The sequence below is a fragment of the Amycolatopsis circi genome (assembly GCF_003385235.1).
GTDB lineage: Bacteria > Actinomycetota > Actinomycetes > Mycobacteriales > Pseudonocardiaceae > Amycolatopsis > Amycolatopsis circi.
Genome location: NZ_PQIA01000001.1, coordinates 1 through 25,855, shown reverse-complemented (window position 1 = coordinate 25,855; position 25,855 = coordinate 1). Strand labels below are relative to the sequence as shown.

Below are 25,855 nucleotides of genomic sequence, written 5' to 3'. Positions count from 1 at the left end.
CAGTCGCGTCCCGGTGCCGGATTCGCCGGGCGGCGGGACACACGGGCAGCCGTTCGTCGCGGGCGCGAGGACGGACGCGCCCGGCGGGCGATTACCGCACGGAGGAGAAAGTCACCACGAGATAAAGGAAAAGCAGCAGTCCGGCGCCGCCGAGCACAGCGGCGACCGCGCTCTGCACCCAGGTGACCAGGCCGGTGGCAGTGCGCTGCCGGCAGCCGGTGAGGCGCGCGTGGGCCTGGCCGGCTCTGTCCAGCAGTCCTCCCACGACCAGAACCGCGCCCAGGACAAGCAAGATGACAAGCAACGTCGGCATGACCGGGTGCCTCCTTCGGTGGCACGCGTTCCCCTGATTCAGACAGCGAGAATCCCCCGGCTCGCCGTCCGGTGACTACAGGAGAAGGTCTTCCGGTCCAGGGACTTGCGACCCGGCGCCCGCGGGCGAACGACCGCCGCGGCGAGACTTTCCCGAGCTGGATCCGCATCCGGAAAAGCGTTTCCCGGCAAGAGTGGGGGTCCCGGTACTTGACGCGCGCCCGGCGGAACGCTTCGGTACGGGGATGACCGCGTATGTGGAGCGTCCGCCGGTGCCGGGACTGGCGGGAGTCGTGCGCACGGTGTGGATCCAGCGCACCGGCGACGCGCCGTACGTGCAGCGGCATCTGCCGACCGGCGGCGTCGAGATCCACTTCCCGGTCGGCGGGCGCCCGCACCTGCTCGGTCCGTTGACCGGGCCGCGGATCGAGGTCATCCCGGCGCACACGACCATCGTCGGAGTGCGGTTCCGGCCCGGGGCCGCGCCTCCGCTGCCCGCGGGGCTCGACGAGCTGGCCGACCAGCACCTCGGGCTGGCCGAGTTGTGGGGCCGGACCGCGGACCGGCTCGTGGAGGCCGTCGCGCTCGCCGCGACCCCCGAGCAGGGGCTGGCCGCGCTGCAGGCGCATCTCGTGCGCGAGTTCCGCCGGACTGGCCTGGATCCGCTCGTCGGGGAAGCGGTGCAGGTGCTGATGCCGTGGGATCCGGTCGGCGTCGACGCGGTCGCGGCGCACTTGGCGCTCTCGGCGAGCCAGTTGCGGCGGCGGTGTCTGCAGGCGGTCGGGATGAGTCCGAAGGTGCTGCAGCGGACGTTGCGGTTCCAAGGGTTTCTCGCGCTGGCCCAGTCCGGCGCGATCGCGACCGGCCGCCGGGGCGCGGACGGGATGGCGAGCCTCGCGGTCGACGCGGGTTATGCCGACCAGGCGCATCTCAGCCGTGAGTGTCTTCGGCTGACTGGGGTCACGCCGCGGCAATTGCTCGGGGGCGATCTCGATCGGTGTGCGTGCGGGCATGATCATTCCGCTTCGTACGCGCCGTTCCTCGCCACCCGGAGGCGTTCGCCAGTCTCCGTGCGGTGACGATGCGGTTCAGCGGGTTTCTTGTGCCCGCCCGATCCGGCGCAATCGCGACTGGGCGGGAGGCAGGGACCGCGAGACCGGCTGCTCCGGCCAAGCCGACGTCAGCCGCGAATGTCTTCGGCCCGCTGGGGCCGCGCCAAGACAACCGCTCGGCTCGACCCCGTCCGGGGCACGCGGGCACGGTCATCGCTTCCCTGCGCACCGTTCCTCGCCACCCGGAGGCGTTCGCCGGTGCGGGACGGTGGCTCCGCGGGGTCGGGACCGAAGGTGCGCCAGCGGCCCGGCCGTTCCGAGGGTTTCTCGCGCGATCCAGCGCAATCGCGGCGGGGCGGGATGGCGAGACCGGCTAGGCAGACCGAGCCCACGTCGGCCGCGAGTGTCTTCGGCCGACCGGGATCACGCCGAGACGGCTCCTCCGTGGGCAACCCCGGCCGGTGCACGGGAGGGCATGATCCTTCCGCTTCCCCGCCATCCGGATGCGTTCGCCGGTCCGGAACGGTCGAGCCCCGAAGGAGCACCAGCGGACCAAGCGGTTCCAGGACTTCTGGCGGTGGTCCAGTCCGGTGCGCGGGCAGCCACGACGGTCCCCGCCAGTCCGGCTGTGAACGTCTCTCGTGCGCGTTTTGTTCAAGAACGGAGATCCAGAACTCCGTAACGTCTCCTCCGTGATCGACCTGAACGCACTCGACGTCCTCTCCCCCGGTTACGAGGCCAGCCCGAAAGCGAAACTGACGGTTCGCTGCCATTCGGTTTCGGACGTCGTTCAGGTTCTCGCCTACGCGGCCGAGACCGGCGACCGCATCGTGCCGCGCGGTGGCGGGCATTGTTTCGTGGACCGGTGCCCGGCCGACGGGATTGTGGTGGATCTGTCCGGGATGGACCGGATCGCCGTCGACGACCATGGTGTCGCGACCATCGGCGCGGGTGCGCGGCTGGGGGCGGTGTACGCGGCGCTGCACGAGTCCGGTCGGACGATTCCCGCCGGGTGCGGCGACACTGTCGGCATCGCAGGACTGACGCTGGGCGGAGGGATTGGGCTTCTCGGCCGTCAGTACGGGCTGACCTGCGATCGGCTCGTCGGCGCGCAGGTGGTGCTCGCCGACCGGAGCGTCGTGGAGTGCGACGAACACCGGGAATCCGAACTGTTCTGGGCGTTGCGCGGCGCGGGCGGAGGGCAGTTCGGCATCGTTACGGAGCTGCGGTTCGCGACTGTGCCGGAGCCGTCGGTCTGCCGGATCGAAGGGCGTTGGGCGGAGCCGGAAAGCGTCGTTAAGGCGTGGCAGGACTGGGCACCCAACGCACCCGACGGACTGACCGTGAATCTCACTGTCCAAGGCGGACAGGCGACGCTCTTCGGTGCCTCGACGATGCCGCCGGAGACGACCCGGGCGTTGCTCAGGGAGTTCACCGCGCGGGCCGGTGTTCTGTATGCAATAGACATCCGACTGGATGTTCCCTACAGCATGGTGAAGTCCACATTCCGCGCGGAAGACCCGGCCGAGGGGAGCCGGAGCCGGTCGGAGTTTTTCGCGCGCACGATGTCGGAGCGCACCGCGGGCGAACTGCTCAAGGGGCTAGAAGGCAACCGGCGGCTGGCGTTCACGGCGATGGGCGGGGCGTACAACCGGGTCGCCGAGGAGGAGACCGCGTTCGCCCACCGGGGCGAGCGGTTTCTGCTGGAGGAGATCGGCGACCCGGGCGATCCGTGGGTGGACGAGGCGTGGAACGCGGCGCACGCGGAGGGGTCCGGCCGGGTTTACCCGAACTTTCCCGACCTCGCGCTCGAGGATCCGGCCGAGGCGTATCACGCGGGCAACTACCCCAGGCTCGCCGCGTTCAAGAAAAACTGCGACCCGCACCGGGTCTTCGACTTTCCCCAGGCTCTGTGAGCGACTACTAAGGAGCGTCATGACCAAAGTGTTCAGTGCCCTCTCCGTCTCGGTCGACGGGTACATCAGCGGCCGCCTCCCCGAGGGGGCCGACGAAGTCGGGAGCGGGCTCGGCGACGCGAGTGCGCTGTTCGACTGGTACTTCACCGGCGACACGCCCAGCAAAATCTTCGACGGCTTCAACCTCTCCGAGCCCAGCGCCCAGGTTTTCGACTCGCTCGCGGCGCGCGTCGGGGCGACCGTCGTCGGACACAAGACCTACGACCACTCAAGCCACTTCGGCGGTAGTGGTCCGCATCCGACGGCTCCGTTGTTCGTGGTCAGCCACCAGCCGGTGCCGGAGTTGAGCGAGGCGCAGACCCAGGCGGCCAGCGTCGAAGAGGCCGTCGCCGGCGCGCGGGCGGTGGCGGGCGACAAGGACGTCGCGCTCATGGGCGGCGTTCTGGTCACCGAAGCGATCAAGGCCGGGCTGGTCGACGACTTCGTTCTGCACCAGGTGCCGATCCTGCTGGGCGGCGGGCGGAGCTTCTTCGGCGAACTCCCCGAGCATGTCCGGCTCAGGCTGGTCGAGGCCGTCCCCGCGCCCGGTGTCACCCATCTTCACTACGAGATTCTCCGCTGAAAGGAACCCCCATGCTGAACCCCGATGTCCGCCGCGTCCTCGACGGCACTCCGATCGCCCACCTCGCCACCGTGCTCCCGGACGGATCGCCGCACGTCGTCCCGTTGTGGATCGGCACGCACGGCGACCGGATCGTCTTCCTGACCGGCCCGGACAGCCGCAAGGCCCGCAACCTCCGCCACGACCCGCGCGTGGCGATTTCCCTTACCCCGCCGGACAATCCGTTCGAGCCGATCATCATCCGCGGCCGGGTGGCCGAATGGATCGAGGGCGACGCGGCGTGGGAGATCATCGACGAGGTGGCCAAGAAATACATCGGCCAGCCGTACACCCGCGAGCAGGTACGCGTCGTGGGCCTGATCGAGGCGGAGAGGCAGTCGGTGGGGATGTAGTCGGAAAGGCGGCGGGCCCGGCCGACGCCGTTGGCGCGGCGGGCGCACCTCGGTCTGCAAGCGCACCAGCTGATCGACCGCGCCCGCTGATCACCCGCCGACGAGCGGACGCGTGCCGGGCGGCAGTTGCGCAACGCCGCCGCCCAGGTACCGCACCACCGCGTCCTGCAGCGCTCGCACGGCGCGCGGCTGCTCGACATCCCGCCGGTACGCCAGCCGGACCACCCGGCTGAGCCCGGGCTCGGTGAACTGCGTGCGGCGGAACCGGTCCCCGACCACGGTGCTCGGCACCACCGCCAGGCCCAGCCCGGCCTGGACCAACTCCAGCACCGCGTCCATCTCGCCGCCTTCGATCGCGAAGAGCGGGTCGAAACCCTCGGCACGACACGCGGCCACGGTCGCCTCGCGCAGGTCGTAGCCCTGCCGGAACATCACCAGCGGCCGGTCCCGCAGCGCGGCGATCGGCATCCGGCCGCGCACCGGCGCGGGCGCGTCCTTCGGCGAGATCACCACCAGGTCCTCGACGAACAGCGCGCGGCTCTCCAGCCGGGAATCGTCGTGGACTCGGCTGTCCACGATCATCGCCAGGTCCAGGCCGCCTTCCGACAGCGCGGTCTGCAGGTCGCGGGAGCCGCTTTCGTGCAGCACCAGCTCGATCCCCGGGTAGTCCCGGCGGAACGCGGCGAGCATCGCGGGCAGCAGGCCGGTGCACAGGCTCGGGGTCGCGCCGAGCCGCACCCGGCCGCGGCCCAGTTCGTCCAGCTCGCGGATCGCCCGATACGCGGTCTCCGTCTCGGCGAGGATCCGGCGCGCGATCGGCAGCAGCGTCTCCCCCGCCTCGGTGAGCGTGACGTTCCCGCGGATGCGGTGGAACAGCCCCGCGCCGACATCCCGTTCCAGCGCGCGGATCTGCTGCGACAGTGAGGGCTGCGCCACACGCATTTGTTCGGCGGCCCGGGTGAAATGCCGCGTCTCGGCCACTGCCAGGAAATACGCCAGCTGCTGGAACTGCATGACCACCATCATAGGCGCTGCCTATCTCGTCGAGAGAAATCAGGTGTTTGCCCTCTCGTCAGCGCCGACCTACCGTCGATTCCGTGGCACTCGCACCCGCTCCGCCCCGCCGTCGCCCGGCGCTCGTGACGTTCTGGCGTTCGACCATCGGCAAGAAGGTCGTCATGGCCGTCACCGGCCTGATGTTCGTCGCGTTCCTGTTCGTGCACATGGCCGGGAACCTCAAGGTTTTCCTGGGAGCACAGCATTTCGACGACTACGCGGCCTGGTTGCGCACCATCGGCGAGCCGGTGCTGCAGAACGCCTGGTACCTCTCGATCCAACGGGTCGTGCTGCTGATCGCGTTGGTGCTGCACGTGCTCGCGGCGGTGCAACTGTCCAAACGGGACCGTCAGGCGCGCCCGGTCAAGTACGCGCACGGCCAGCGGCGCAAGGCCAGCTTCGCGACGCACACCATGCGCTGGGGCGGCGCGACGCTCGCGCTTTACCTCGTGTGGCACATCCTGGATCTCACGGTCGGCGTGGCCAACCAGGACTTCCGCGACGGCCAGCCGTACCACAACATCGTCGCGGACTTCCAGGTCTGGTGGGTCAATCTGATCTACATCGTCGCGCTGCTGATGCTCGGCCTGCACATCAACCACGGCTTCTGGAGCGCGGCGCAGACCCTCGGGATCACCAGCAAAGCGCGGGACAGGGCATTGAAAACCGTGGGATCCGTGCTCGCCGTCGTGATCACCGGCGGTTTCCTGATCGTGCCGATCGCCGTCATGGCGGGATGGGTGGCCTGACATGAGCGACTACACACTGGGCGAGCCGATCGCCGACACTCGGGCGCCGGGCGGCCCGATCGAGAACCGCTGGGACAGCCGCCGCTTCGGCGCGAAACTGGTCAACCCGGCCAACCGGCGGCGGCACCGGGTGATCGTGGTCGGCACCGGCCTCGCCGGGGCGTCCGCCGGTGCGACGCTCGCCGAACAGGGCTACCACGTGGTCCAGTTCTGCTTCCAGGACTCGCCGCGGCGCGCGCACTCGGTCGCCGCGCAGGGCGGCATCAACGCCGCGAAGAACTACCGCAACGACGGCGATTCGGTCTACCGGCTCTTCTACGACACGGTGAAGGGCGGCGACTTCCGGTCCCGCGAGTCCAATGTGTACCGGCTGGCGCAGGTGTCCACGCAGATCATCGACCAGGCGGTGGCGCAAGGCGTGCCGTTCGCCCGCGAGTACGGCGGGCTGCTCGACACCCGCTCGTTCGGCGGTGTGCAGGTGCAGCGCACGTTCTACGCGCGCGGCCAGACCGGACAGCAACTGCTGCTCGGCGCGTACCAGGCGCTGTCGCGGCAGATCGACGCCGGCGGCGTGGAGATGCATCCGCGAACGGAGATGCTGGACCTGATCGTGTCCGACGGCAAGGCACGCGGGATTGTCGCGCGCGACCTGGTGACCGGCGAGGTGACCACGCATCTCGCGGACGCCGTCGTGCTGGCGACCGGCGGCTACGGAAACGCCTTTTACTTGTCCACCAACGCAAAGGGTTCGAACGCCACCGCGATCTGGCGCGCCCACAAGCGTGGCGCGTACTTCGCCAACCCCTGCTTCACGCAGATCCACCCGACCTGCATCCCGCGATCCGGCGAGCACCAGTCGAAGCTGACGCTGATGAGCGAATCGCTGCGCAACGACGGCCGGATCTGGGTTCCGAAGCAGCCGCGCGACCCGCGGCCTCCACAGGAAATCCCGGAGGACGAACGGGATTACTACCTCGAACGGATGTACCCGAGCTTCGGCAACCTGGTCCCGCGCGACATCGCTTCGCGGGCGGCCAAAAACGTCTGCGACGCCGGATTCGGCGTCGGTCCCGGCGGACTCGGCGTGTACCTCGACTTCGCAGACGCGATCGAGCGGATGGGCCGCCCGGCGGTGGAAGCCAAGTACGGCAACCTTTTCGACATGTACGAACGGATCACCGCGGAGAACCCGTACGAGGTCCCGATGCGGATCTACCCGGCGATCCACTACACGATGGGCGGTCTGTGGGTCGACTACGATCTGCAGAGCACGGTGCCCGGCCTGTTCGTGATCGGCGAGGCCAACTTCTCCGACCACGGCGCGAACCGGCTCGGCGCGTCCGCGCTGATGCAGGGCCTAGCCGACGGCTACTTCGTGCTCCCGGCCACCCTCAACGACTACATCGCCCGCGGCGGCTTCCCCGCGCTCGACCCGGCCGATCCGTCGGTCGCCCAAGCGGAAAGCGCGGTACGCGACCGGCTGGAACGGCTGCTGTCGGTGCGCGGCACCCGCAGCGTGGACTCGTTCCACCGCGAACTGGGCCACCTGATGTGGGACCACTGCGGGATGTCCCGCTCCGCTGAGGGCCTGCGGAAGGCGCTCGACCGCATCCCGGAGCTGCGGGCGGAATTCTGGCGGGACGTCCGCGTCCCCGGCACCGGCGCGGAGCTGAACCAGGAACTGGAGAAGGCCGGTCGCGTCGCCGACTTCCTCGAACTCGCCGAACTGCTCCTGCTCGACGCCCTGGTGCGCGAGGAATCGTGCGGCGGCCACTTCCGCGAGGAACACCAGACCGAGGACGGCGAGGCCCAGCGCGACGACGAGCGGTTCTCCTACGCCTCAGCCTGGGAGTACGGCGAGAAACCGGTGCTGCACCGGGAAATCCTGAACTTCGAGCACGTCCACCCCACCCAGCGGAGCTACACGTGAAACTCACCCTGCGGGTCTGGCGCCAGTCCGGCCCGGACGACGACGGCAGGCTGGTCGACTACCCGGTCGACGACGCCAGCCCGGACATGTCCTTCCTGGAACTCCTCGACGTCCTCAACCAGCACCTCATCGAGGACGGCGCGCAGCCGATCGCCTTCGACCACGACTGCCGCGAGGGCATCTGCGGCTCGTGCGGCGTCGTGATCAACGGGCGGGCGCACGGCCCCGAGCGCACCACGACCTGCCAGCTGCACCTGCGATCCTTCCGCGACGGCGACGTGCTGGACGTGGAACCGTGGCGCGCCAAGGGTTTCCCGGTGATCAAGGATCTAGTGGTCGACCGGTCCGCGTTCGACCGGATCATCGAGGCGGGCGGCTACGTCACCGCCCCGACCGGCAGCGCTCCCGAAGCGCACGCGACGCCGGTGCCCAAGCCGCACGCGGATCTCGCCTTCGACAACGCGACCTGCATCGGCTGCGGCGCGTGCGTGGCGGCCTGCCCGAACGGGTCGGCGATGCTGTTCACCTCGGCGAAGGTGGCGCACCTGAATTCCCTGCCGCAAGGCCAGCCGGAACGCGCCCAGCGCGTGCTGGACATGGTGGAAACCATGGACGCGGCGGACTTCGGCGGCTGCACGAACACCGGCGAATGCGTCGCCTCGTGTCCCAAGGGGATCCCGCTGACGAGCATCGCGAACCTCAACCGGGAGTTCCTGAAAGCCAGCCGCTCGCGACGATAGCCGGCCGCGCCCGCTGTCTCCCGTCCGGAAGTCCTCCGGCGGGAGACAGCAGCGGCGCGGGCAGGGTCAGGACTTCTTGCCCCGGCGCGTGTCGTCGTCGATGTCGATCTGCTCCTTGCGGACCTTGCCCTGGACGGTCTGTTCCTCGGTCACCTGCTCAGTGCCGAGCCGCACTCGCTCCACCGGCACGGTCTCCTTCTGCACCACCGGCTTCTCGGCGTGCAGCACGACGTCCTGCTCCGCCTCGCCGATTTCGGCCTTGCCCGCCGCCTTGGCGTCGGTGATCGGCTCCCGCTCGACGCGCACTTCCTCGTGCGTGACCGGCACGGTCACCTGCTCGTCCTCGGTCACCACGTACTTGCGCAGCCGGACGTGGCCGGTTTCGACCTCTTCGGTGCCGACCCGCAGCCGTTCCTCGGAACGCACCACGTCGCCGGTGCCGGTCGCGTCGTGCCGTCCGCCCTTGGCCGCGGAAGTGTCCCGCGCGGTCGGCTGCCGCGTGCCCGCGGTGCCGCCTGCCGCCGATTCGCGGCCCCGGCCCGCAGCGCCGCCCGCGGCACCGCCTGCCATGCCGCCGGCCGCCATGTCGCGCCCGCGGTTCCCGGTGTTTTCGCCGTTCCCGGCCCGCGGAGCCGGCAAGCCGTAGTACTTGTACAGCTCGACGCTTTCCTTCTCGGAAAGATGGCCTTCGGCGTCGATGCGCGGCGCGTCGGACACCTGGTCCTTGGCCACCTGGACGTGCAGGCCGTCGTTCTCCATGCCCGCGCCCGACAGCGGCACGAAGCTCTCCTTCTGGCCGAACAGCCCGGTCTTCACCGTCACCCACTCCGGCCGGCGCGTGTCGTCGGCGAGATAAACCGTGCCCACCTTGCCGATCTTGCTGCCGGAATTGTCCATCACGGTGCTGTCGACGAGATCCTGCGGCTGGATTGCGCGTACCATGGATCCACTCCATTTCCCCGGATCGGAATTCGTCCTTCGGCTTCCACTGTCCAGCCGGGAAAAGTGCAGCGCAAGCGCCGTACCCCTCAGCTGAGCGACCCCGTTTCGTGTCAGTTTGCGGGCCCGGATCAGCGGGTACTTCCGTCGTAAGTGGACCGTTCGGCAACACGGTCCGCAGCGATTAGCGAAAATCGTTCATCTGTCCGTTCAGAAAGACCGCGGCCGCATTCCGGGGCCTCCGCCCGGGCCCCTTGTTCAGGCCGAGGAGCGCTGCGGAAATCCGGGTGCGACAGGCCGGGCGGCTCCGCTAGGCTCCCGCCCATGGGTGCCGCTTTCGCCGCGTACGCAGTGACTCGCCTCCGCAACGCCTGAGCGCCGGAAGCACAACCGCTCCGCCGCGCTCTCCCCCGTTGTCCGTCCGGGCTGCCTTTCCGGGTGCCCGGGTCGCTTCCTCATGCGCGGAGTCCGCACCCCATGTCTGCCCTCTCTTACGGCGGACGGCACGAACTCGGCCAGAACTTCCTGGCCGACCCCGCCGTCATCGCCGCTGTCTGCAGTGCCGCCAACCGCACGACCGGTCCCCTCGTGGAACTCGCCGCCGGCGACGGCGCTCTCACCATCCCCCTCAGCCGCACCGGCCGTCCGCTGACCGCGGTCGAACTCGATCCCCGCCGCGCCCGCCGTCTGGCTCAGCGAACCGGCGAGAACGTCGAAGTCGTCCACGGCGATCTGCTCCGGCACCGGCTGCCCGACGTTCCGCACACCGTCGTCGGCAACCTTCCCTTCCACCTCACCACCGCGACCCTGCGCCGATTGTTCCGCCAGCAGCACTGGGAACTCGCGGTGCTGCTGGTGCAATGGGAAGTCGCCCGCCGCCGGGCCGGGATCGGCGGCGCGTCCCAGATGACCGCCGCCTGGTGGCCGTGGTTCGACTTCGCCGTGCCCGCCCGGGTCCCGGCGCACGCGTTCCGGCCCCGTCCGGCCGTGGACGGCGGGATTCTCGTGATCACCCGCCGCCCGGATCCGCTCGTCGCCGAACAGGCGGATTACCAGGAGTTCGTCCGCAGGGTCTTCACCGGACGCGGTCGCGGGCTGGCCGGGATCCTGCCCCGCACCGGCCGGCTCAGCGTCCGCGCGGCACACACCTGGCTCGCCCGGCAGCGGCTGTCCCCGCAAGCACTCCCCCGCGAACTGACCGCCGAACAGTGGGCCTCGCTCTGGAACCTGGCGCGGTGACCCTGCATCGCTCCGTCCGATGCAGGGCAGCGAAAAGCTCTGCTTTCGCGGGCCACGGCGCCTGGAGATAGTGAACGGAAGCGACGAAAGGCGGTTCCGGGAATGAACCACAGCGACTGGGCGCACGAAGCCGCGCAGCTGCGGCCCCGCACAGCGGCCTTCGTGGACGGTGACTGGCTCGAAGCCAAGTCCGGCAAGACTTTCGCCGACGTCAATCCGGCCACCGGGCACCCAGTCGCGCACGTGGCCGAAGGCGGCCGGGACGAGATCGACGCGGCGGTCGCGGCCGCGCGGCGCGCGTTCGAGGACGGCCGCTGGTCCCGGCTCGCCGCGGCCGAACGCAAGAAGCGCCTGCTGAGGCTGGCCGACCTGATCCGTTCGCACGGACGGGAACTGGCGCTCTGCGACACCCTCGACGTCGGCCGTCCGATCTCGGACACATTCGGCCAGGACGTGCCCGCGACCGCCGAGTGTTTCGCCTGGTATGCCGAGGCTCTCGACAAGCGCTACGACGAGGTCGCGCCCACGCCTCCCGGCAACTTCGCCGCGATCCGGCGCGTGCCGCTCGGGGTGGTGGGCGCGGTCGTGCCGTGGAACTTCCCGCTCGACATCGCCGGGTGGAAGCTCGCCCCGGCGCTGGCCGCGGGCAACAGCGTGGTGCTCAAACCCGCCGAACAGTCCCCGCTGTCCGCGCTGCGGCTGGCGGAATTGGCGGTGGAGGCGGGAATTCCGGACGGGGTGCTCAACGTCGTTCCGGGCTTCGGCGAGACGGCGGGCAAGGCGCTCGGACGGCATCCGGACGTCGACGTCCTCGCCTTCACCGGGTCGACGCCGGTGGGCGGGCTGTTCCTGCGCTACGCCGGGGAGTCGAACCTCAAGCAGGTCTGGCTCGAATGCGGCGGCAAGAGCCCGGTCGCGGTGTTCGCCGACGCGGACCTCGACGCCGCGGCGGACCTGGTCGCGTTCGGTTTCTGCGCGAACGCCGGCCAGGTCTGCTCGGCCACGACCCGCCTGCTCGTCCAAGAGCCGGTGGCCGACGAGTTTCTCGCCCTGCTGCGGGAGAAGGTCGCCAGGTGGGTACCTGGAAATCCGCTGGACCCGGCCACGAAACTGGGTCCGATGATCGACGAGGACGCGGCGGTCCGGGTGCTGGCCGCCGTCGAGGCCAGCAGCGGAACCGTCGTCGCGGGCGGCACCCGGCGGGGTGCGTTCCTGGACCCGACCATCGTCACCGACCTGGCCTCCGACGACCCGCTCGTCACCGAAGAGCTGTTCGGGCCAGTACTCACGGCACAAACCTTCGAGTCCGAAGTCGAAGGCATTTGCCTGGCGAACGACACTCCGTACGGCCTCGCCGCCTCGGTCTGGACCCGCGATCTGGCCCGCGCACACCGCGTCTCGGACGGAATCCACGCCGGGACAGTCTCGGTGAACACCGTGGACGCACTCAGCACCGCGACCCCGTTCGGCGGCTTCAAGCAGTCCGGATTCGGCCGGGACCTCTCGCTGCATTCGTTCGACAAGTACACCGGCCTCAAGACGGTCTGGACGGCCTACGCCTGACCGAGGTCCCGCCCGGTTTCCGCGGCCAGATACCCCAGCAGCAGCTTCCGGGTCCTGGCCGCGGACAAACTGGTGTTGCGCCCGGCGAGATGCAGGCCGTAGGCGTCCTCCAGCGCGACCGCGTTCGCCGCGATGTCCGCCGCCGGCGAGCGCAACTGGAACGCCCCGGTGTCCCGGCCGTGCGCGAGTGCGGCCGAATACAGCGACACTTCGCGGTCCCACAACGCCGTCATCAGCACGGCGTGCGCCGGGTTGCGCGCCGCGTGGACGTGCATTTCGTACAACACCCGACTCAGCGGATCTCCCGCTTCGGCGGGCAGCCCCGCGTCGACCAGCCGCACGAGCCGCCGCACCGGATCGTCCTCCGCCTCCGCCGCGCGCACTCGCGCCCAGTAGAACCGGTCGACCGCGTCGCGGTGCAGCTCGAACAGCAGGTCGTCGAGGTCCGGGTAGTAGTAGCTGACGGAACCGGCCGACAGCCCGGCCTCCTCGGCGACGTCGCGCACGCGAAGGCCCGCCAGCCCCCGCGTCCGGATCGCGCGGGCGGCCGCCGCCACCAGCTCGTCGCGCCGCTTCGCCTGGTCCTTGGGTCGTGCCACGTCCAGGATTATTGATGACGTGCATCGAAAAACCCAGCACGGGTTCGCCAGAACCCACCCCGTAAGGGCCTTGCTACCCGGACCGGGATCGCTCATTCTTTGCGATAGACCGCAAAGAACGAGGAGACCCGCATGGCCCACCCCCTCTCTCGCCTGACCGAAGACGAGGTCGCCGGCAACCGCGCGCTGCTGGTCGAGGCCGGAATCGCGACCGAGAACACCCGGTTCGCGCTCGTCTCGCTGCTCGAACCGGCGAAGGCGGCGGTGCTGGCCTGGCAGCCGGGCGACCCGGTCGAGCGCCGCGTCCGCTCGCTGCTCCTGGACCGGCGGACCGGCGCGGTGCGCGAGGTAGTTGTGTCGCTGACGAGCGGCGAGGTCGTGGCCGAGCGGGCGGTGGACGTCGAGGCCGAGGGGCAGCCGCCGATCCTGCACGAGGAGTTCGACCTGGTCGAGAAGATCCTCTGGGAGGACGAGGCGTGGAACGCGGCGATGCGCCGCCGCGGCATCGATGAGCCCCGTTCGGTCCGGATCTCCGCGCTGAGCGCCGGATGCTTCGACATTCCGGGCGAAACCGGGCTGCGGCTCGTGCGCTGCCTGGCGTTCCTGCAGCTCAACAAGGACGACAACCTGTGGGCGCACCCGATCGACGGCGTCGTCGCCTACGTCGACCTGATCGCCGGCCGGGTACACGACCTCATCGACGACGGGCCGGTCGACATCCCGCGCACCGCCTACGACTATCACCTTGACGGCCCGGCCCGTGACACCCAGAAGCCCATCGTGATCACCCAACCCGAGGGTCCGAGTTTCACCGTCGACGGCGACGTCGTCACGTGGGAGAAGTGGCAGTTCCGGATCGGCTTCAACGCGGTCGAAGGCCTTACCCTGCACCAAATCGGCTTCCAGGACGGCGAACGGCTGCGTCCGGTCGTCTACCGCGCCTCGGTCGCGGAGATGGTCGTGCCCTACGGCGATCCCAGCCCGGTCCGGTTCTGGCAGAACTATTTCGACGCCGGCGAGTATTCGCTGGGCAAGGAAGCCAACTCTCTCACCCTGGGCTGCGACTGCCTCGGCGAGATCCGCTATTTCGACGCCGTCCTGCACGACGACGACGGCCAGCCGCACACCATCGCGAACGCGATCTGCATGCACGAGGAAGACGCCGGGGTGCTGTGGAAGCACACTGACCACTACAACGGGAGTGTTTCGACGCGTCGGCAGCGGCGGCTGGTCATCTCGTTCTTCGTCACGGTCGGCAATTACGACTACGGCTTCTACTGGTACCTCTACCTCGACGGCACGATCGAACTCGAGTGCAAGGCCACCGGCATCGTCTTCGCGTCGGCCTTCCCGGCCAACGATCCGGAGTATCCGTGGGCCGCCGAGATCGCCCCGGGCGTCGGCGCGCCGTTCCACCAGCACCTGTTCTCCGCACGGCTGGACATGATGGTCGACGGGCTCGCCAACGCCGTGGACGAGATCGACGTGCAGCGCGTGCCGATCGGACCGGACAACCCGTACGGCAACGCCTTCACCCGCAAGATCACCAGGCTGGCCAAGGAATCCGACGCCGCCCGGCTCGCCGACGGCAACCTCGGCCGGACCTGGCGGATCAGCAATCCGGAGTCCCGCAACGCGCTCGGCAAACCCGTCGGCTACACCCTGCATCCCGAAGGCCTGCCGCCGCTGCTGGCCGACGACGCGTCGTCCATCGCCCGTCGCGCCGCTTTCACTCGCAAGCACCTGTGGGTCACAGCGTATGCCGAGGACGAGCGCTTCCCGGCAGGCGAGTACGTCAACCAGAACGACGGCAAGACCGGCATCGACACCTGGATCCAGGCCGATCGCGACCTCGACGGCACCGACCTCGTCGTCTGGCACACCTTCGGGCTCACGCATTTCCCGCGCACCGAGGACTGGCCGATCATGCCCGTCGACCACACCGGATTCACGCTCAAACCCAGCGGATTCTTCGACGCCAACCCGGCGCTGGACACGCCCGCGCCGAAACCGCAGCATCCGGATTGCTGCCGCTGAGGCAGGATGTCGGCATGAGCGAGCCTTCCTTCACCCTCGTGCAGCTGCGCTATTTCGAGGCGGCGGCGCGGCATTTGAGCATGACAGCCGCGTCGAAGGAACTGATGGTGTCGCAGTCGGCTGTTTCGACGGCGATCGCGCAGCTGGAGAAGGAAATGGGCGTGCAGTTCCTGCTGCGCCACCACGCCCGCGGGCTCAGCTTGACCACGGCCGGCGAGGAGTTCTACAAGCGAGTGCTGGACTTCCTCGCGCACGGCGCGGAGCTGGTCGAAACCGCGCGGCAATCCGGCACCGATCTGGTCGGCACGCTCACCGTCGGCTGCTTCACCACGCTCGCGCCGTTCCGGCTGCCGAGCTTGCTGGCGGAGTTCGAAACCCGGCATCCTCGTGTCCACGTGTCGTTGCGCGAGGGCGAGCACAAGGCGCTCAAGGGTGCTCTGCGGGCTGGTGAGACCGAGCTGGCCATGCTGTACGGGTACGACCTCGACGACGACATCGACCGCGAGGTGGTCGGGACCGCGGCGCCGTACGCTCTCGTTTCCTCGGAGCATCGGCTCGCTCGGCGGAAGAGCCGCAAGGTGTCGCTGCAGGAGCTGGCCGAGGAGCCGATGGTGCTGCTCGATCTGCCGCACAGCCGGGAGTACCTGCAGTCGATCCTCAGCGACGCTGGGGTGGCGCCGCGGGTTCGGCATCGGACCAGCGGGTACGAGACCGTGCGGGCGTTGGTGGCTTCCGGGCACGGGTTCGCGTTGCTCAACCAGCGTCCGCCGGATGACACGACTTATGCGGGGGCGAGTGTCGTGCCGCTGACACTGACCGACGAGGTTCCGTCGCTGGAGATCGTCATCGCCACCATGCGCGGGGTTCGGCTTACCCGGCGAGCGCAGGAATTCCGGGAGCTGTGCCGCGTGATGTACTCCGACCCGGAAGCTGCCTGAGCCGCCGTCAGAACAGCCGTTCCAGCGCACGGCGCGCGCGGGCCGGAGCTTGGCGGTCGCCGTGCAGCTGCAGGAAATGGTTGAGCGCCAACATGATCGCGACAATCTCGTAGAGCAGCTGGTCGATGTCCGTGTCCGCGGGCAGCTCATCCAGGCTCACCGCACGCCAGATGTTGACGCGCAGCTCGCGCTGCCAGAACGCGCTCATCCTGACGACAGCATCGCGCACCGGTCCGTCCCGGCCGTCGAACTCCGCCGCCGCTGCGGTGAAGAAGCAGCCGCCGGGCAGCAGTTCGCGTTCCAGGTAGGAGATCCACGCCTCGCAGGCCGCGCGGAGATACGGCAGGCCGCGCGGCACGCCGCGGGCGCGTTCGGGCACCTCGCGGACGAACATCGCGGTCGCGGCCTCGATGACGGCGAGCTGGAGGCTCTCCTTGGTGCCGAAATGCCCGAGCACGCCCGCTTTGCTCATCCCCAGCGCGGCGGCGAGCCGCCCGATGGTCAGTCCCTCCAAGCCTTCCTCGGAGGCGAGCACCAGGCCGAGGTCGAGGATGCGCTGCCGGGTGAGGCGGGATTCCGCCACGGACTTCCGGGGGCTCATGCGCCCACTATAGATTACGAACGATCGGTCGCTATAGTGCGACCAGACCCTTGAGGAGGGACAGATGCCCGGCTCCCGCGTCACCGCACTCGGCCACCACCGGCCCGCCCGCGTGCTGACCAACACCGATCTGGAAGGCATGGTCGACACGACCGACGAGTGGATCCGCCGCCGCACCGGCATCGCCGCCCGGCACATCGCGGACGGCTCGGTCGCCGATCTGGCCACCGAGGCCGCGGCGAAGGCACTGGCCGCGGCCGGTCTCGAACCGGGCGACGTCGGCCTGGTCACCGTCGCCACCTGCAGCGCGATCGACCGCTGCCCGTCGATCGCCGCCCAGGTCGCGGGCCGCCTTGGCATCCCGGCTCCGGTCTGTTTCGACCTCAACAACGGCTGTGCCGGCTTCTGCACCGCGCTGGCCACCGCCGACCACGCCATCCAGGCCGGGGCCGCCCGGCACGCGCTGGTCGTCGGCGCGGAGAAGATGTCGGACGTCACCGACTGGACCGACCGCGGCACCTGCGTCCTGCTCGGCGACGGCGCCGGGGCGGCCGTCCTCAGCGCGGCCGACACCGCGGCGGTCGGACCGGTCGTCTGGGGCTCCGACCCGGCACGCAGGGACCTGGTCCGGCTCGTGGACGAATGGCAGCCGGCGTTCGCCCAGGACGGACAGTCGGTGTTCCGCTGGGCGACCCAGGAACTGCCCGCCGTCGCGGCTGAAGCCTGCCATCGCGCGGGCATCGCCACCACCGACCTCGCCGGAGTCGTCACCCACCAGGCCAACCTGCGGATCATCGAGGCGCTGACCGGCCGCCTCGACCTGCGCGAGGACGTGGTGATCGGCCGGGACGTGGTCGATTCGGGAAACACCTCGGCGGCGTCCGTCCCGCTCGCACTGTCCACAATGGTCTCGCGCGGCGAGCTGCCGCCGGGCGAGCCGGTGCTGCTCTTCGCCTTCGGCGGCGGGCTCTCGTGGGCGGGGCAGGTCGTGACCTGTCCATGAAAGACCTGGTCTGCCCGCACGCCGCCGCGCGCAGCCCGGGGACCGGGGATCCGCTGCGGCCGAACGACTCCGGTCCTGTCCGCTGACGTCGTTTCGGGACGACGTCCTGCGCTCGCTGGACGGGCTCGCGCGGTTCACGCTCGTCGGGCATTCGCTCGGCGCGTTCGTCGCGGCCGTCGCATCCACGGCGGCGGCCCCGGACCGCCTTCGCGCTCCTCAGCCCGAGTGGTGGACCGGCCTCGCTTCGATCAGCGCCCCGAACGCAGGCTGTCCGCGGTCTCGGACTGGCTCTGGTACCCGCGCTGAATCGCGACGTGGTCAGCCACGAACTTCGCGTCGTGCCACACACCCCAGATAAAGCTCGACCCACGCCGAGCCAGCCACGGCAGGCCGATGAAGTACACACCCGGCTCGACCGACACGCCGCGGCGATGCTTCGGCCGTCCGTTCTCGTCGAAAGCGTCGACCTGCAGCCAGCTGTAGTCGACCGCGAAGCCGGTAGCCCAGACGATCGACGTCACTCCGGCCGCGGCCAAATCCAGTTCCAGCAGCGGATCGGTGACACAAGCCGGGTCCGGGCCCAGCTCGCGGGCGGACGGTTCCTCGGGCAGGTCGAGTCCGTTGCGAGCCACGTAGGCGTCGGCTTCGTCAAGCAGGGCAAGGTAATTCTCGTCGCCCGCCGCGATGTTCTTCGCCAGGTCCGTCGCGAAGCTGAGCTTGCCGTCGGCATACGCGCCGGTCATGCCGACGAGCGTGATGCCGAGTCCGGCCAGCGCGCGGAAGTCCACGGTGTGCCCGCCGCGGGCGCCGCTGACCGCGATGGTCACGTGTTCCGCGCCGGCGGGCGGCGTTTCGGCGTCCCACTTGCCCAGAACGCCCAGCCACCAGCAAAAGTCGCGGTCGCGGTAGCTGCGCGGCGGGCGATCGTGCGGGCCGACCGACAGGTACACCTCACGCCCGGCGCGGCGCAGTTCCTCGGCGATCTGGACGCCCGACGAACCCGCGCCGACGACCAGCACCGCGCCTTCGGGGAGTTGATCCGGGTTTCGGTAGCCGCTGGAGTGCATCTGCACCGGAGCGGCGTCGGCGGGCACGATCGGCGGGATGACCGGGCGCTGGAACGGGCCGGTCGCGGCGATGACGAACCGGGCGTCGATCGTTCCTTCCGAGGTCTCGACGCGGAACCCGGGCCTGCCCTCGTGCCGCTGCACGGACGTCACTTCGACCCCGGTGCGGATCGGCGCGGCGATCTTTTCCGCGTATGCCTCGAAATAGGCCGCGACCTGCTCCTTTGACGCGAACTCGCCGGGGGCAACGTCGGGGAACTCCAGGCCGGGGAACCGGTCGTGCCACGCGGGGCCGTTCGCGACGAGCGAGTCCCAGCGTTCCGAGCGCCAGCGTTCGGCGATCCGGTTCCGTTCCAGGACGAGATGCGGCACGCCGCACTCGCTCAGGTGCTCGCTCATCGCCAGGCCGGCCTGCCCCCCGCCCACGACGAGGGCCTCCACCTGTTCGCTCGACATCCCAGACCTCCGCTCCGGCTTCAGCGCGGTTCAGCGCCGTCTCCGGATCCTCACTGCCCGCACTGCCCGTGTCCAACAGATGTTTCCGGCACTCAAGATCTGATTTTCCGATGCAGGGTGCATCATAAATTCCGATGCATTGGTCCGGAAAGATCTACTGGACAGAACCTCGGGCTCGCGGTCAGGCTGAGGCGTCCGACGACCGCCGCAGGGAAGGCCACGCAGTGACTGTCCACCGTCGCATCCGCCCGTTCAACACGCGGGACACCTACCCCGAGCAGAACCTCGACAACGACCTGTGCCAGGCCGTCGTCGCCAACGGCACGGTCTACGTGCGCGGCCAGATCGGGCAGGACCTCGACACGAGCGAATCGGTCGGGATCGGCGACGTCGCCGCGCAGGCCGAGCAGGCGATGGCGAACATCGACATGCTGCTCGAAGAAGCAGGCAGCCGCATGGAACACCTGGTCAAGCTGACGATCTACCTGGTCGACCCGCGCTACCGCGAGGCCGTCTACCGCACCGTCGGGCGCTGGACCAAGGGCGTTCACCCGATCTCGACCGGCGTGGTCGTGTCCGCGCTCGCCCGGCCGGAATGGCTGTGCGAGATCGACGCCATCGCGGTGATCCCGGAGGAGGAGAAGTGACCTTTTCGATCGTCGCCCGCGACACTTCCGGCGGCACCGTCCGGTTCGGGATCGCGGCCAGTTCGTCCAGTCCGGCAGTCGTCGCCCGCGTCGCGCACCTGCGCCCGGGTCTCGGCGCGGCCGCCTCGCAGAACATCACCGACCCGCGGCTCGGCGGACGACTGCTGGACCGGCTCGCCGAACACGGTGATCCGGAGAAGGCGCTCGCCGAGATCACGTCGACTGCGGAACACATCGAGTACCGGCAGCTGACCGTGCTCGGTCCCACCGGGCCCGGTTTCGCTTACAGCGGCTCGAAAACCCTCGGCACGCACGCCTCGGCAACCGCGGACGGCGTGGTCGTGGCGGGCAACATGCTGGCTGGCGACCACATCCCTCAGTCCATGGTGGACGCTTTCCTCGACTCGACCGGCGAGCTGGAACAGCGCCTCGTCGCGGCGATGCGCGCCGGGCTCGCGGCGGGCGGCGAGGAAGGTCCGGTGCGGTCCGCCGGGCTCGTCGCGGTGTCCGCCGCGGAATGGCCGGTCACGGATCTGCGCGTGGATTGGGCAGACGAGCCGATCGACCAGCTCGCCGAACTCCTCGACGTCTGGCTCCCCCAGCGCGACGATTACGTCACCCGCGGCCTGAACCCCGCGTCCGCGCCGTCCTACGGCGTTCCGGGAGACGAGTGATGGCCGCCAGCAAGACGGCAGTCCGCGCCGCGGTCGACCGGCACGCCGACGAGCTGATCCAGCTGTCCGAGCGGCTGCACGCCGATCCGGAAACCGCCTGGGAAGAACATCGCGCGGCGGCTGCGGTACCGGAGTTGCTCGACCGGGCCGGGTTCGCCGTCACGTCGAAGCACCTCGGCCTGGACACCGCGTTCCACGCCAGCTTCGGCTCCGGCCCCAAGCGGATCGCGCTATGTGCCGAATACGACGCGCTGCCCGGCCTCGGCCACGCCTGCGGGCACAACCTCATCGCGGCCAGCTCCATCGGTGCCGCACTGGGACTCGCCGTGGTCGCCGACGACCTCGGGATCACCGTCGAGGTTTACGGCACCCCGGCGGAAGAGGGCGGCGGCGGCAAGATCGAGCTGCTGGAACGCGGTGCTTTCGCGGGTGTGGACCTCGCGATGATGGTGCATCCGGCACCGGTGGACGTCGCCGAAGCGCGGCCGTTCGCCGTCAGCCATTCGAAGATCTCCTACACCGGGAAGTCCGCGCACGCCGCCGCTTATCCCGAAGCCGGGGTCAACGCCGCCGACGCGTTCACCGTCGCCCAGGTCGCGATCGGCCTTCTGCGGCAACAGCTTCCGGCCTCGGCGCGGGTGCACGGCATCGTCACGCACGCCGGAGACGCTCCCAATGCGATCCCGGAACACGCGTCCGGCCGGTGGTATGTGCGAGCCGAAACGCTGGCGGAACTGTCCGAATTGGAGCCACGCGTGATGCGGGCCTTCGAGGCCGGTGCGCTGGCCACTGGCTGCGAGCTGAGCGTGGAGCCGGAAAGCAAGCCCTACGCCGAATTCCGCGCCGACGAGACCGCTTTGGCCGCCTATCGCGCCAACGCCCTCGAACTCGGCCGTGAATTCGCGCCGGACGGCACGGCGTCGCGGATGAACCGCGCGTCCACCGACATGGGCAACGTCTCGCAGGTCGTGCCCGCCATCCATCCCTACATCGGCATCGGGTCGCTGCCCGCGATCAACCACCAGCGCGAATTCGCCGCGCACTGCGTCGGCGGCACCGCGGAACGGGCCCTGCTCGACGGCGCGATCGCGCTGGCGTGGACCGGCGTCGACCGTACTTTTTAACCTCCTGCCCCGGGAAGGACACCGATGTCCCACACCCGCTCCGAGCACGACATGCTCGGCGAAATCAGCGTGCCCGGCGACGTCTATTACGGCGCGCACACCGCCCGCGCGCTGGTCAATTTCCCTATCACGGGCGAAACCCTCGCCGACCGGCCGCACCTCGTCGCCGCGCTGGCCACCGTCAAGGAGGCCGCCGCACGCGCCAACGCGGAAGTCGGTGCCCTCTCCCCAGAACAGGCCGCGGCCATCCAGCAGGCATGTGCGGAGATCCGGGACGGCAGGCTGCACGACCAGTTCGTCGTCGACCTCATCCAGGGCGGAGCCGGGACCTCGACGAACATGAACGCCAACGAGGTCGTCGCCAACCGCGCCCTGGAACTCCTCGGCCACGCCCGCGGCGACTACGCGCACCTGCACCCGCTCGACCACGTCAACCTCGGCCAGAGCACCAACGACGTCTACCCCACCGCGGTCAAACTCGCGCTCGACCGGCACCTCGCGGAACTCCTCGCTGCGCTCGCCGGACTGCGGGAAGCGTTCGCGCACAAGGCACTCGAGTTCGCCGACGTCCTCAAGATGGGCCGCACCCAGCTTCAGGACGCCGTCCCGATGACACTGGGTCAAGAGTTCGGCGCGTTCGCCGCCACGCTCGCCGAGGACGAACAACGGCTCGCCGAAGCCCGGCTGCTGCTGCATGAACTGAACCTCGGCGGAACAGCGATCGGGACCGGCCTCAACGCGCGTCCAGGGTACCGGGAGCGGGCTGTCGCGCACCTGCGCGAGCTGACCGGGATCACGACGCTCGTCTCCGCGCCCGACCTGATCGAGGCGACGCAAGACGTCGGCGTGTTCGTGCAGCTGTCCGGCGTGCTGAAACGCGTGGCGGTCAAACTGTCCAAGATCTGCAACGATCTTCGGCTGCTCTCGTCCGGCCCGCAGGCCGGGTTCGGCGAGATCACGCTTCCCGCGCGGCAGGCCGGGTCGTCGATCATGCCGGGCAAGGTCAACCCGGTCATCCCGGAAGCGGTCAACCAGATCGCCTTCGAAATCATCGGCAACGACGTCACGATCACGCTCGCCGCCGAGGGCGGACAGCTGCAGCTCAACGCCTTCGAACCGATCATCGCGCGGGCCCTGACCGCCGGCCTCGACCACCTCACCGCCGGTGCGCGAGTGCTCGCCGAACAGTGCGTACGCGGCATCACCGCGCGCAAAGCACACCTGGCCGACCTCGTCGCTATCTCGACCGGGCTGGTCACGGCATTGAGTCCCGCGCTCGGCTACGAAACCGCGTGCACACTCGCCCTGGAAGCACACCAGACCGGCCGACCGGCGCTGGAACTGGTGCGGGAACGGCAGCTGCTCACCGACGAGCAGGTCGTCTCGCTGACCACCCCGCAGGCTCTCACCGGCGGGCCGTCCCGCACGTAAACGCTGGGTTTCGCCGCCGTCAGACCCTCGTGTCGGCACAGCTCAGCGCCTCTGCATAACCCGAACAGATGCATTGCTTTGCTTATTACTTCTTGTTAGATGCCGTGGGCCGCTCTTAGCGTCCTCCCGAAGAACCGGTCCAAGGAGGCCACTCATGACCGCACCCGACGCCTCTCCGGCGCCAGACCTGGTCGAACAGAGCGCCGATCCCGCCATGCTGCGGCGCAGCGTCGCCGCCGGTGCCGTCGGCGTCTTCGTGCACTGGTTCGACTGGGCCGCCTACGCCTACCTCGCCGGCACCATCGCGTCCGTCTTCTTCCCGGCGGGCAACTCCACCGCCGGGCTGCTCGCGGTGTTCGGCGTCTTCGCGGTGTCGTTCGGGATCCGGCCGATCGGCGCGCTGATCTTCGGACCGCTCGGCGACAAGATCGGCCGCAAGCGGACGCTGTCGGTGGTCATCTTCGTGATGTCCGGCGCGACCCTGGTGATCGGCCTGCTGCCGGGCTACTCCACGATCGGCATCGCGGCCCCGATCGTGCTGGTGCTGCTGCGCCTGGTGCAGGGTCTCGCCGCGGGCGGCGAGTTCGGCAGCGCGGCGAGCTTCCTCGCCGAGTACGCGCCGCGGCGGCGTCGCGGATTCGGCGTCAGCTGGCTGGAAGTCGGTTCGCTGCTGGGCTTCCTCGCCGGTTCGTTCGTCTTCCTGCTGCTGTCGCTCGGCCTGACGAACGCGCAACTGGCCTCGTGGGGCTGGCGCGTCCCGTTCCTGATCGCCGCGCCGCTCGGCATCATCGGGTTCGTCATCCGCAGCAAGATCGAGGACACCCCCGAGTACCGCGCCCTCGAAGCGACCGACAACGTGCCCCGCAGCCCGGTCCGGGAACTGTTCCGCCACAACAAGAAGCAGCTGCTCCAGGCCGCCGGCCTGATGACCATGATGCACGTGCCGTTCTACGCCGTGCTCACCTATCTGGTCACCTACGAGACCGACTACCTCGGCCACTCGTCCGGCAGCGCGGCGGCACTGTCCACGGTGATCTCGCTCGTCGGCTTGTTCCTCGTGCCCTTCTTCGGCCGCCTTTCCGACCGCATCGGCCGGCGGCCCATCCTGATCGGCGCGGGCGTCGCATTGTTCGTCCTCGCCACTCCCGCGTACCTGCTGATGCGCACCGGCCTCGTCGGCACCTGGATCGGCGGGCTCGCCCTCGGGGCGATCCTGGCGGCGATTCTCGGCACCTACGCGGTGTGGTCCGCGGAGATCTTCCCGACCCGCACCCGCCAAAGCGGCCTCTCGATCGCGTACAACATCACCGCCGCGCTGTTCGCCGGCACTGTGCCGTACCTGATGACGGTCCTGATTTCCGCTACGGGCAGCACCCTCGTGCCCGGCCCGTACCTGATGGCCGCGGCGGCCGTCGGTCTCATCGCCGCTTTCTCGATGCGCGAGACCGTCGGAACTCCGTTGCTGCACAAGGAAGACCTGGAGAACACCGAAGCCTGACTCCTCCCCCCTCGATTCACCAAAGGCGGTGAAGCGTGTCCGAACCCACCTTCGTCAACAGCGAATCCGGAAACCTGCGGCGGAATCTGCGCCGGATCGACTCGATCTTCCTCGCGATCGCGGCCATCATCTCGGTGGACACCATCGGCCAGATCGCGACTTCCGGGGCGGAGGCGGTCACCTGGACCGCCGTGCTCCTGGTGCTGTTCCTGTTCCCGTACGGGCTGGTCATGGCCGAACTGGGCAGCGCGTTCCCGGCGGAGGGCGGGCCGTTCGTCTGGCTGCGGCTCGCGTTCGGGAAGCTGCCCGCCGCGCTCGGCACGCTGCTGTACTGGATCACCAACCCGGTGTGGCTGGGCGGATCGATCACCTTCCTCGCCGCGGCGACCTGGCAGCAGTACCTCGTTCCCGCCTCCCCGGGCGGGTTCGCGGACTACGCGTTCAAGCTCGTCTTCATCTGGCTGGCGATCCTCGGCGCGGTGGTGAGCCTGCGGTACGGCAAGTGGTTCATCGCCGCCGGGGCGCTGCTGAAGGTCGGCCTGGTAGTGCTCTTCGCGGTCACCGCGGCGATCTACGCGGCTCGCCATGGCGTCCACGGCTCGCTGGCCTTCTCGCCGACTATCGGCGGATTCCTTGCCGTAGTGCCGGTTCTGATGTTCGCTTTGGTCGGTTTCGAGGCTCCCAACGGCGCCGCTGAGGAGATGCACAACCCGCGTCGCGATATCCCGGTCACCGTCGGCGTTTCCGGCCTGGTTTCGGCGTTGTGCTATCTGGTGCCGGTCTTCGGCATCGTGCTCGTGATGCCCGCGGACAAGATCAACGGACTCGGCGGTTTCCTCGACGCGGTGCGCCAGGTGTTCTCCGTCTACGGCGGTGCTTCGGGCGCGATGCTGACGCTCGCCGCCATCGTGTTCGTCTTCGTCCTGCTGAACCAGGGCTGCTCGTGGATGATCGCGTCCGACCGCATCCAGGCGATGGCCGCCGTCGACGGCGCGTTTCCGCGGTGGTTCGGGGCGTTCCATCCGAAGCTGAACACTCCGTTGCGGGTCAATTTGCTGTCCGGCGTGGTCGCGACTGCGTTCACGGTGGTGGCGACGATCGTGCAGAGCAGTTCGGCGTCGGCGGTGTTCGCGGTCGTGCTCAACATCGCGGTCAGCACGTTGCTGCTGTCGTATCTGCTGATCTTCCCGACGATCCTGGTGCTGCGGCGGAAGTACCCCGACGTCGACCGCCCGTTCCGGGTGACGGGCGGTCGACGTCGGGGTACTTC

The 25,855-nt window shown here is 69.4% G+C and carries 23 protein-coding genes and 1 pseudogene; 18 read left to right on the top strand and 6 right to left on the bottom strand.

Features of this window, described 5'->3' with window-relative positions; translation table 11 throughout:
* Nucleotides 1-91 precede the first annotated feature (91 nt).
* Complete coding sequence (locus D0D37_RS00120) at nucleotides 92-313, bottom strand: hypothetical protein (RefSeq protein ID WP_116198402.1); 222 nt, start codon at nucleotides 311-313, stop codon at nucleotides 92-94.
* Nucleotides 314-557: 244 nt separating this feature from the next.
* Here D0D37_RS00120 and D0D37_RS00115 point away from each other — a divergent pair, with 244 nt between their 5' ends.
* From D0D37_RS00115 to D0D37_RS00100, 4 genes are all read left to right on the top strand, one after another.
* Entirely contained in the window at nucleotides 558-1,391 is an 834-nt protein-coding gene (locus D0D37_RS00115) for a DUF6597 domain-containing transcriptional factor (RefSeq protein ID WP_116198401.1), read from the top strand.
* 665 nt (nucleotides 1,392-2,056) lie between these two features.
* Nucleotides 2,057-3,280, top strand: a complete 1,224-nt coding sequence (locus tag D0D37_RS00110) for an FAD-binding oxidoreductase (RefSeq protein WP_244223319.1) — start codon at nucleotides 2,057-2,059, stop codon at nucleotides 3,278-3,280.
* 19 nt (nucleotides 3,281-3,299) lie between these two features.
* A complete protein-coding gene (locus D0D37_RS00105; RefSeq protein ID WP_116198399.1) occupies nucleotides 3,300-3,902 on the top strand; it encodes a dihydrofolate reductase family protein in 603 nt (200 codons plus the stop codon).
* A gap of 11 nt (nucleotides 3,903-3,913) precedes the next feature.
* Entirely contained in the window at nucleotides 3,914-4,294 is a 381-nt protein-coding gene (locus D0D37_RS00100; protein WP_116198398.1) for a PPOX class F420-dependent oxidoreductase, read from the top strand.
* A 90-nt stretch (nucleotides 4,295-4,384) separates the two neighbouring features.
* Here D0D37_RS00100 and D0D37_RS00095 read toward each other — a convergent pair whose 3' ends face one another.
* Nucleotides 4,385-5,308 carry a LysR family transcriptional regulator gene (locus D0D37_RS00095; RefSeq protein WP_116198466.1) on the bottom strand — a complete coding sequence of 308 codons (924 nt, stop codon included), beginning with the start codon at nucleotides 5,306-5,308 and terminating at the stop codon, nucleotides 4,385-4,387.
* A gap of 83 nt (nucleotides 5,309-5,391) precedes the next feature.
* Between D0D37_RS00095 and D0D37_RS00090 the strand changes: the two genes are divergently transcribed.
* Genes D0D37_RS00090 through D0D37_RS00080 form a run of 3 tightly spaced genes read left to right on the top strand, consistent with a single transcriptional unit; the run spans nucleotide 5,392 to nucleotide 8,769 of the window.
* The gene (locus D0D37_RS00090) at nucleotides 5,392-6,099 is read left to right on the top strand and encodes a succinate dehydrogenase cytochrome b subunit (protein ID WP_244223318.1); all 708 of its coding nucleotides are present in this window, start codon (nucleotides 5,392-5,394) and stop codon (nucleotides 6,097-6,099) included.
* A gap of 1 nt (nucleotide 6,100) precedes the next feature.
* On the top strand, nucleotides 6,101-8,029 hold the full coding sequence (locus tag D0D37_RS00085; protein ID WP_116198396.1) for a fumarate reductase/succinate dehydrogenase flavoprotein subunit: 1,929 nt from the start codon (nucleotides 6,101-6,103) through the stop codon (nucleotides 8,027-8,029).
* A complete protein-coding gene (locus tag D0D37_RS00080) occupies nucleotides 8,026-8,769 on the top strand; it encodes a succinate dehydrogenase/fumarate reductase iron-sulfur subunit (RefSeq protein WP_116198395.1) in 744 nt (247 codons plus the stop codon). The genes D0D37_RS00085 and D0D37_RS00080 overlap by 4 nt, the downstream gene beginning before the upstream one ends.
* A 66-nt stretch (nucleotides 8,770-8,835) precedes the next feature.
* On the opposite strand, the gene D0D37_RS00075 is transcribed toward D0D37_RS00080, so the two are convergent.
* Nucleotides 8,836-9,711, bottom strand: a complete 876-nt coding sequence (locus D0D37_RS00075; RefSeq protein ID WP_116198394.1) for a DUF2382 domain-containing protein — start codon at nucleotides 9,709-9,711, stop codon at nucleotides 8,836-8,838.
* 474 nt (nucleotides 9,712-10,185) lie between these two features.
* On the opposite strand from D0D37_RS00075, the gene erm reads away from it, so the two are divergent.
* Together erm and D0D37_RS00065 are read left to right on the top strand one after the other, a co-directional pair.
* A complete protein-coding gene (gene erm / locus D0D37_RS00070) occupies nucleotides 10,186-10,947 on the top strand; it encodes a 23S ribosomal RNA methyltransferase Erm (protein WP_116198393.1) in 762 nt (253 codons plus the stop codon).
* Nucleotides 10,948-11,049: 102 nt separating this feature from the next.
* On the top strand, nucleotides 11,050-12,510 hold the full coding sequence (locus D0D37_RS00065; RefSeq protein ID WP_116198392.1) for an aldehyde dehydrogenase family protein: 1,461 nt from the start codon (nucleotides 11,050-11,052) through the stop codon (nucleotides 12,508-12,510).
* Here D0D37_RS00065 and D0D37_RS00060 read toward each other — a convergent pair.
* Nucleotides 12,501-13,109, bottom strand: coding sequence for a TetR/AcrR family transcriptional regulator (locus tag D0D37_RS00060; protein WP_208719721.1), 609 nt, complete (start codon nucleotides 13,107-13,109; stop codon nucleotides 12,501-12,503). The two genes, D0D37_RS00065 and D0D37_RS00060, sit on opposite strands and share 10 nt — an antisense overlap.
* A 126-nt stretch (nucleotides 13,110-13,235) precedes the next feature.
* On the opposite strand from D0D37_RS00060, the pseudogene D0D37_RS00055 reads away from it, so the two are divergent.
* Both D0D37_RS00055 and D0D37_RS00050 read left to right on the top strand, forming a co-directional pair.
* Nucleotides 13,236-15,146: pseudogene (locus tag D0D37_RS00055) on the top strand (primary-amine oxidase); the annotation flags it as partial.
* Between the two features lie 14 nt (nucleotides 15,147-15,160).
* Complete coding sequence (locus tag D0D37_RS00050; RefSeq protein ID WP_116198389.1) at nucleotides 15,161-16,084, top strand: LysR substrate-binding domain-containing protein; 924 nt, start codon at nucleotides 15,161-15,163, stop codon at nucleotides 16,082-16,084.
* 7 nt (nucleotides 16,085-16,091) lie between these two features.
* On the opposite strand, the gene D0D37_RS00045 is transcribed toward D0D37_RS00050, so the two are convergent.
* Nucleotides 16,092-16,685 carry a TetR/AcrR family transcriptional regulator gene (locus D0D37_RS00045; protein ID WP_116198388.1) on the bottom strand — a complete coding sequence of 198 codons (594 nt, stop codon included), beginning with the start codon at nucleotides 16,683-16,685 and terminating at the stop codon, nucleotides 16,092-16,094.
* Between the two features lie 64 nt (nucleotides 16,686-16,749).
* Here D0D37_RS00045 and D0D37_RS00040 point away from each other — a divergent pair, with 64 nt between their 5' ends.
* On the top strand, nucleotides 16,750-17,688 hold the full coding sequence (locus tag D0D37_RS00040; protein ID WP_116198387.1) for a beta-ketoacyl-ACP synthase III: 939 nt from the start codon (nucleotides 16,750-16,752) through the stop codon (nucleotides 17,686-17,688).
* A 248-nt stretch (nucleotides 17,689-17,936) separates the two neighbouring features.
* Here D0D37_RS00040 and D0D37_RS00035 read toward each other — a convergent pair whose 3' ends face one another.
* A complete protein-coding gene (locus tag D0D37_RS00035; RefSeq protein ID WP_116198386.1) occupies nucleotides 17,937-19,211 on the bottom strand; it encodes a flavin-containing monooxygenase in 1,275 nt (424 codons plus the stop codon).
* A 224-nt stretch (nucleotides 19,212-19,435) separates the two neighbouring features.
* Between D0D37_RS00035 and D0D37_RS00030 the strand changes: the two genes are divergently transcribed.
* The 6 genes from D0D37_RS00030 to D0D37_RS00005 form a co-directional block, all read left to right on the top strand.
* Nucleotides 19,436-19,858, top strand: coding sequence for a RidA family protein (locus tag D0D37_RS00030; protein ID WP_116198385.1), 423 nt, complete (start codon nucleotides 19,436-19,438; stop codon nucleotides 19,856-19,858).
* Nucleotides 19,855-20,532, top strand: coding sequence for a DUF1028 domain-containing protein (locus tag D0D37_RS00025; RefSeq protein ID WP_116198384.1), 678 nt, complete (start codon nucleotides 19,855-19,857; stop codon nucleotides 20,530-20,532). Before D0D37_RS00030 ends, D0D37_RS00025 begins: the two co-directional genes overlap by 4 nt.
* Complete coding sequence (locus tag D0D37_RS00020) at nucleotides 20,532-21,656, top strand: M20 family metallopeptidase (RefSeq protein ID WP_116198383.1); 1,125 nt, start codon at nucleotides 20,532-20,534, stop codon at nucleotides 21,654-21,656. Before D0D37_RS00025 ends, D0D37_RS00020 begins: the two co-directional genes overlap by 1 nt.
* A gap of 24 nt (nucleotides 21,657-21,680) precedes the next feature.
* Entirely contained in the window at nucleotides 21,681-23,087 is a 1,407-nt protein-coding gene (locus D0D37_RS00015; RefSeq protein ID WP_116198382.1) for an aspartate ammonia-lyase, read from the top strand.
* A gap of 154 nt (nucleotides 23,088-23,241) precedes the next feature.
* A complete protein-coding gene (locus D0D37_RS00010) occupies nucleotides 23,242-24,585 on the top strand; it encodes an MFS transporter (protein WP_208719720.1) in 1,344 nt (447 codons plus the stop codon).
* 35 nt (nucleotides 24,586-24,620) lie between these two features.
* On the top strand, nucleotides 24,621-25,855 hold a 1,235-nt coding region (locus D0D37_RS00005; RefSeq protein WP_162834015.1), incomplete at its 3' end, for an APC family permease.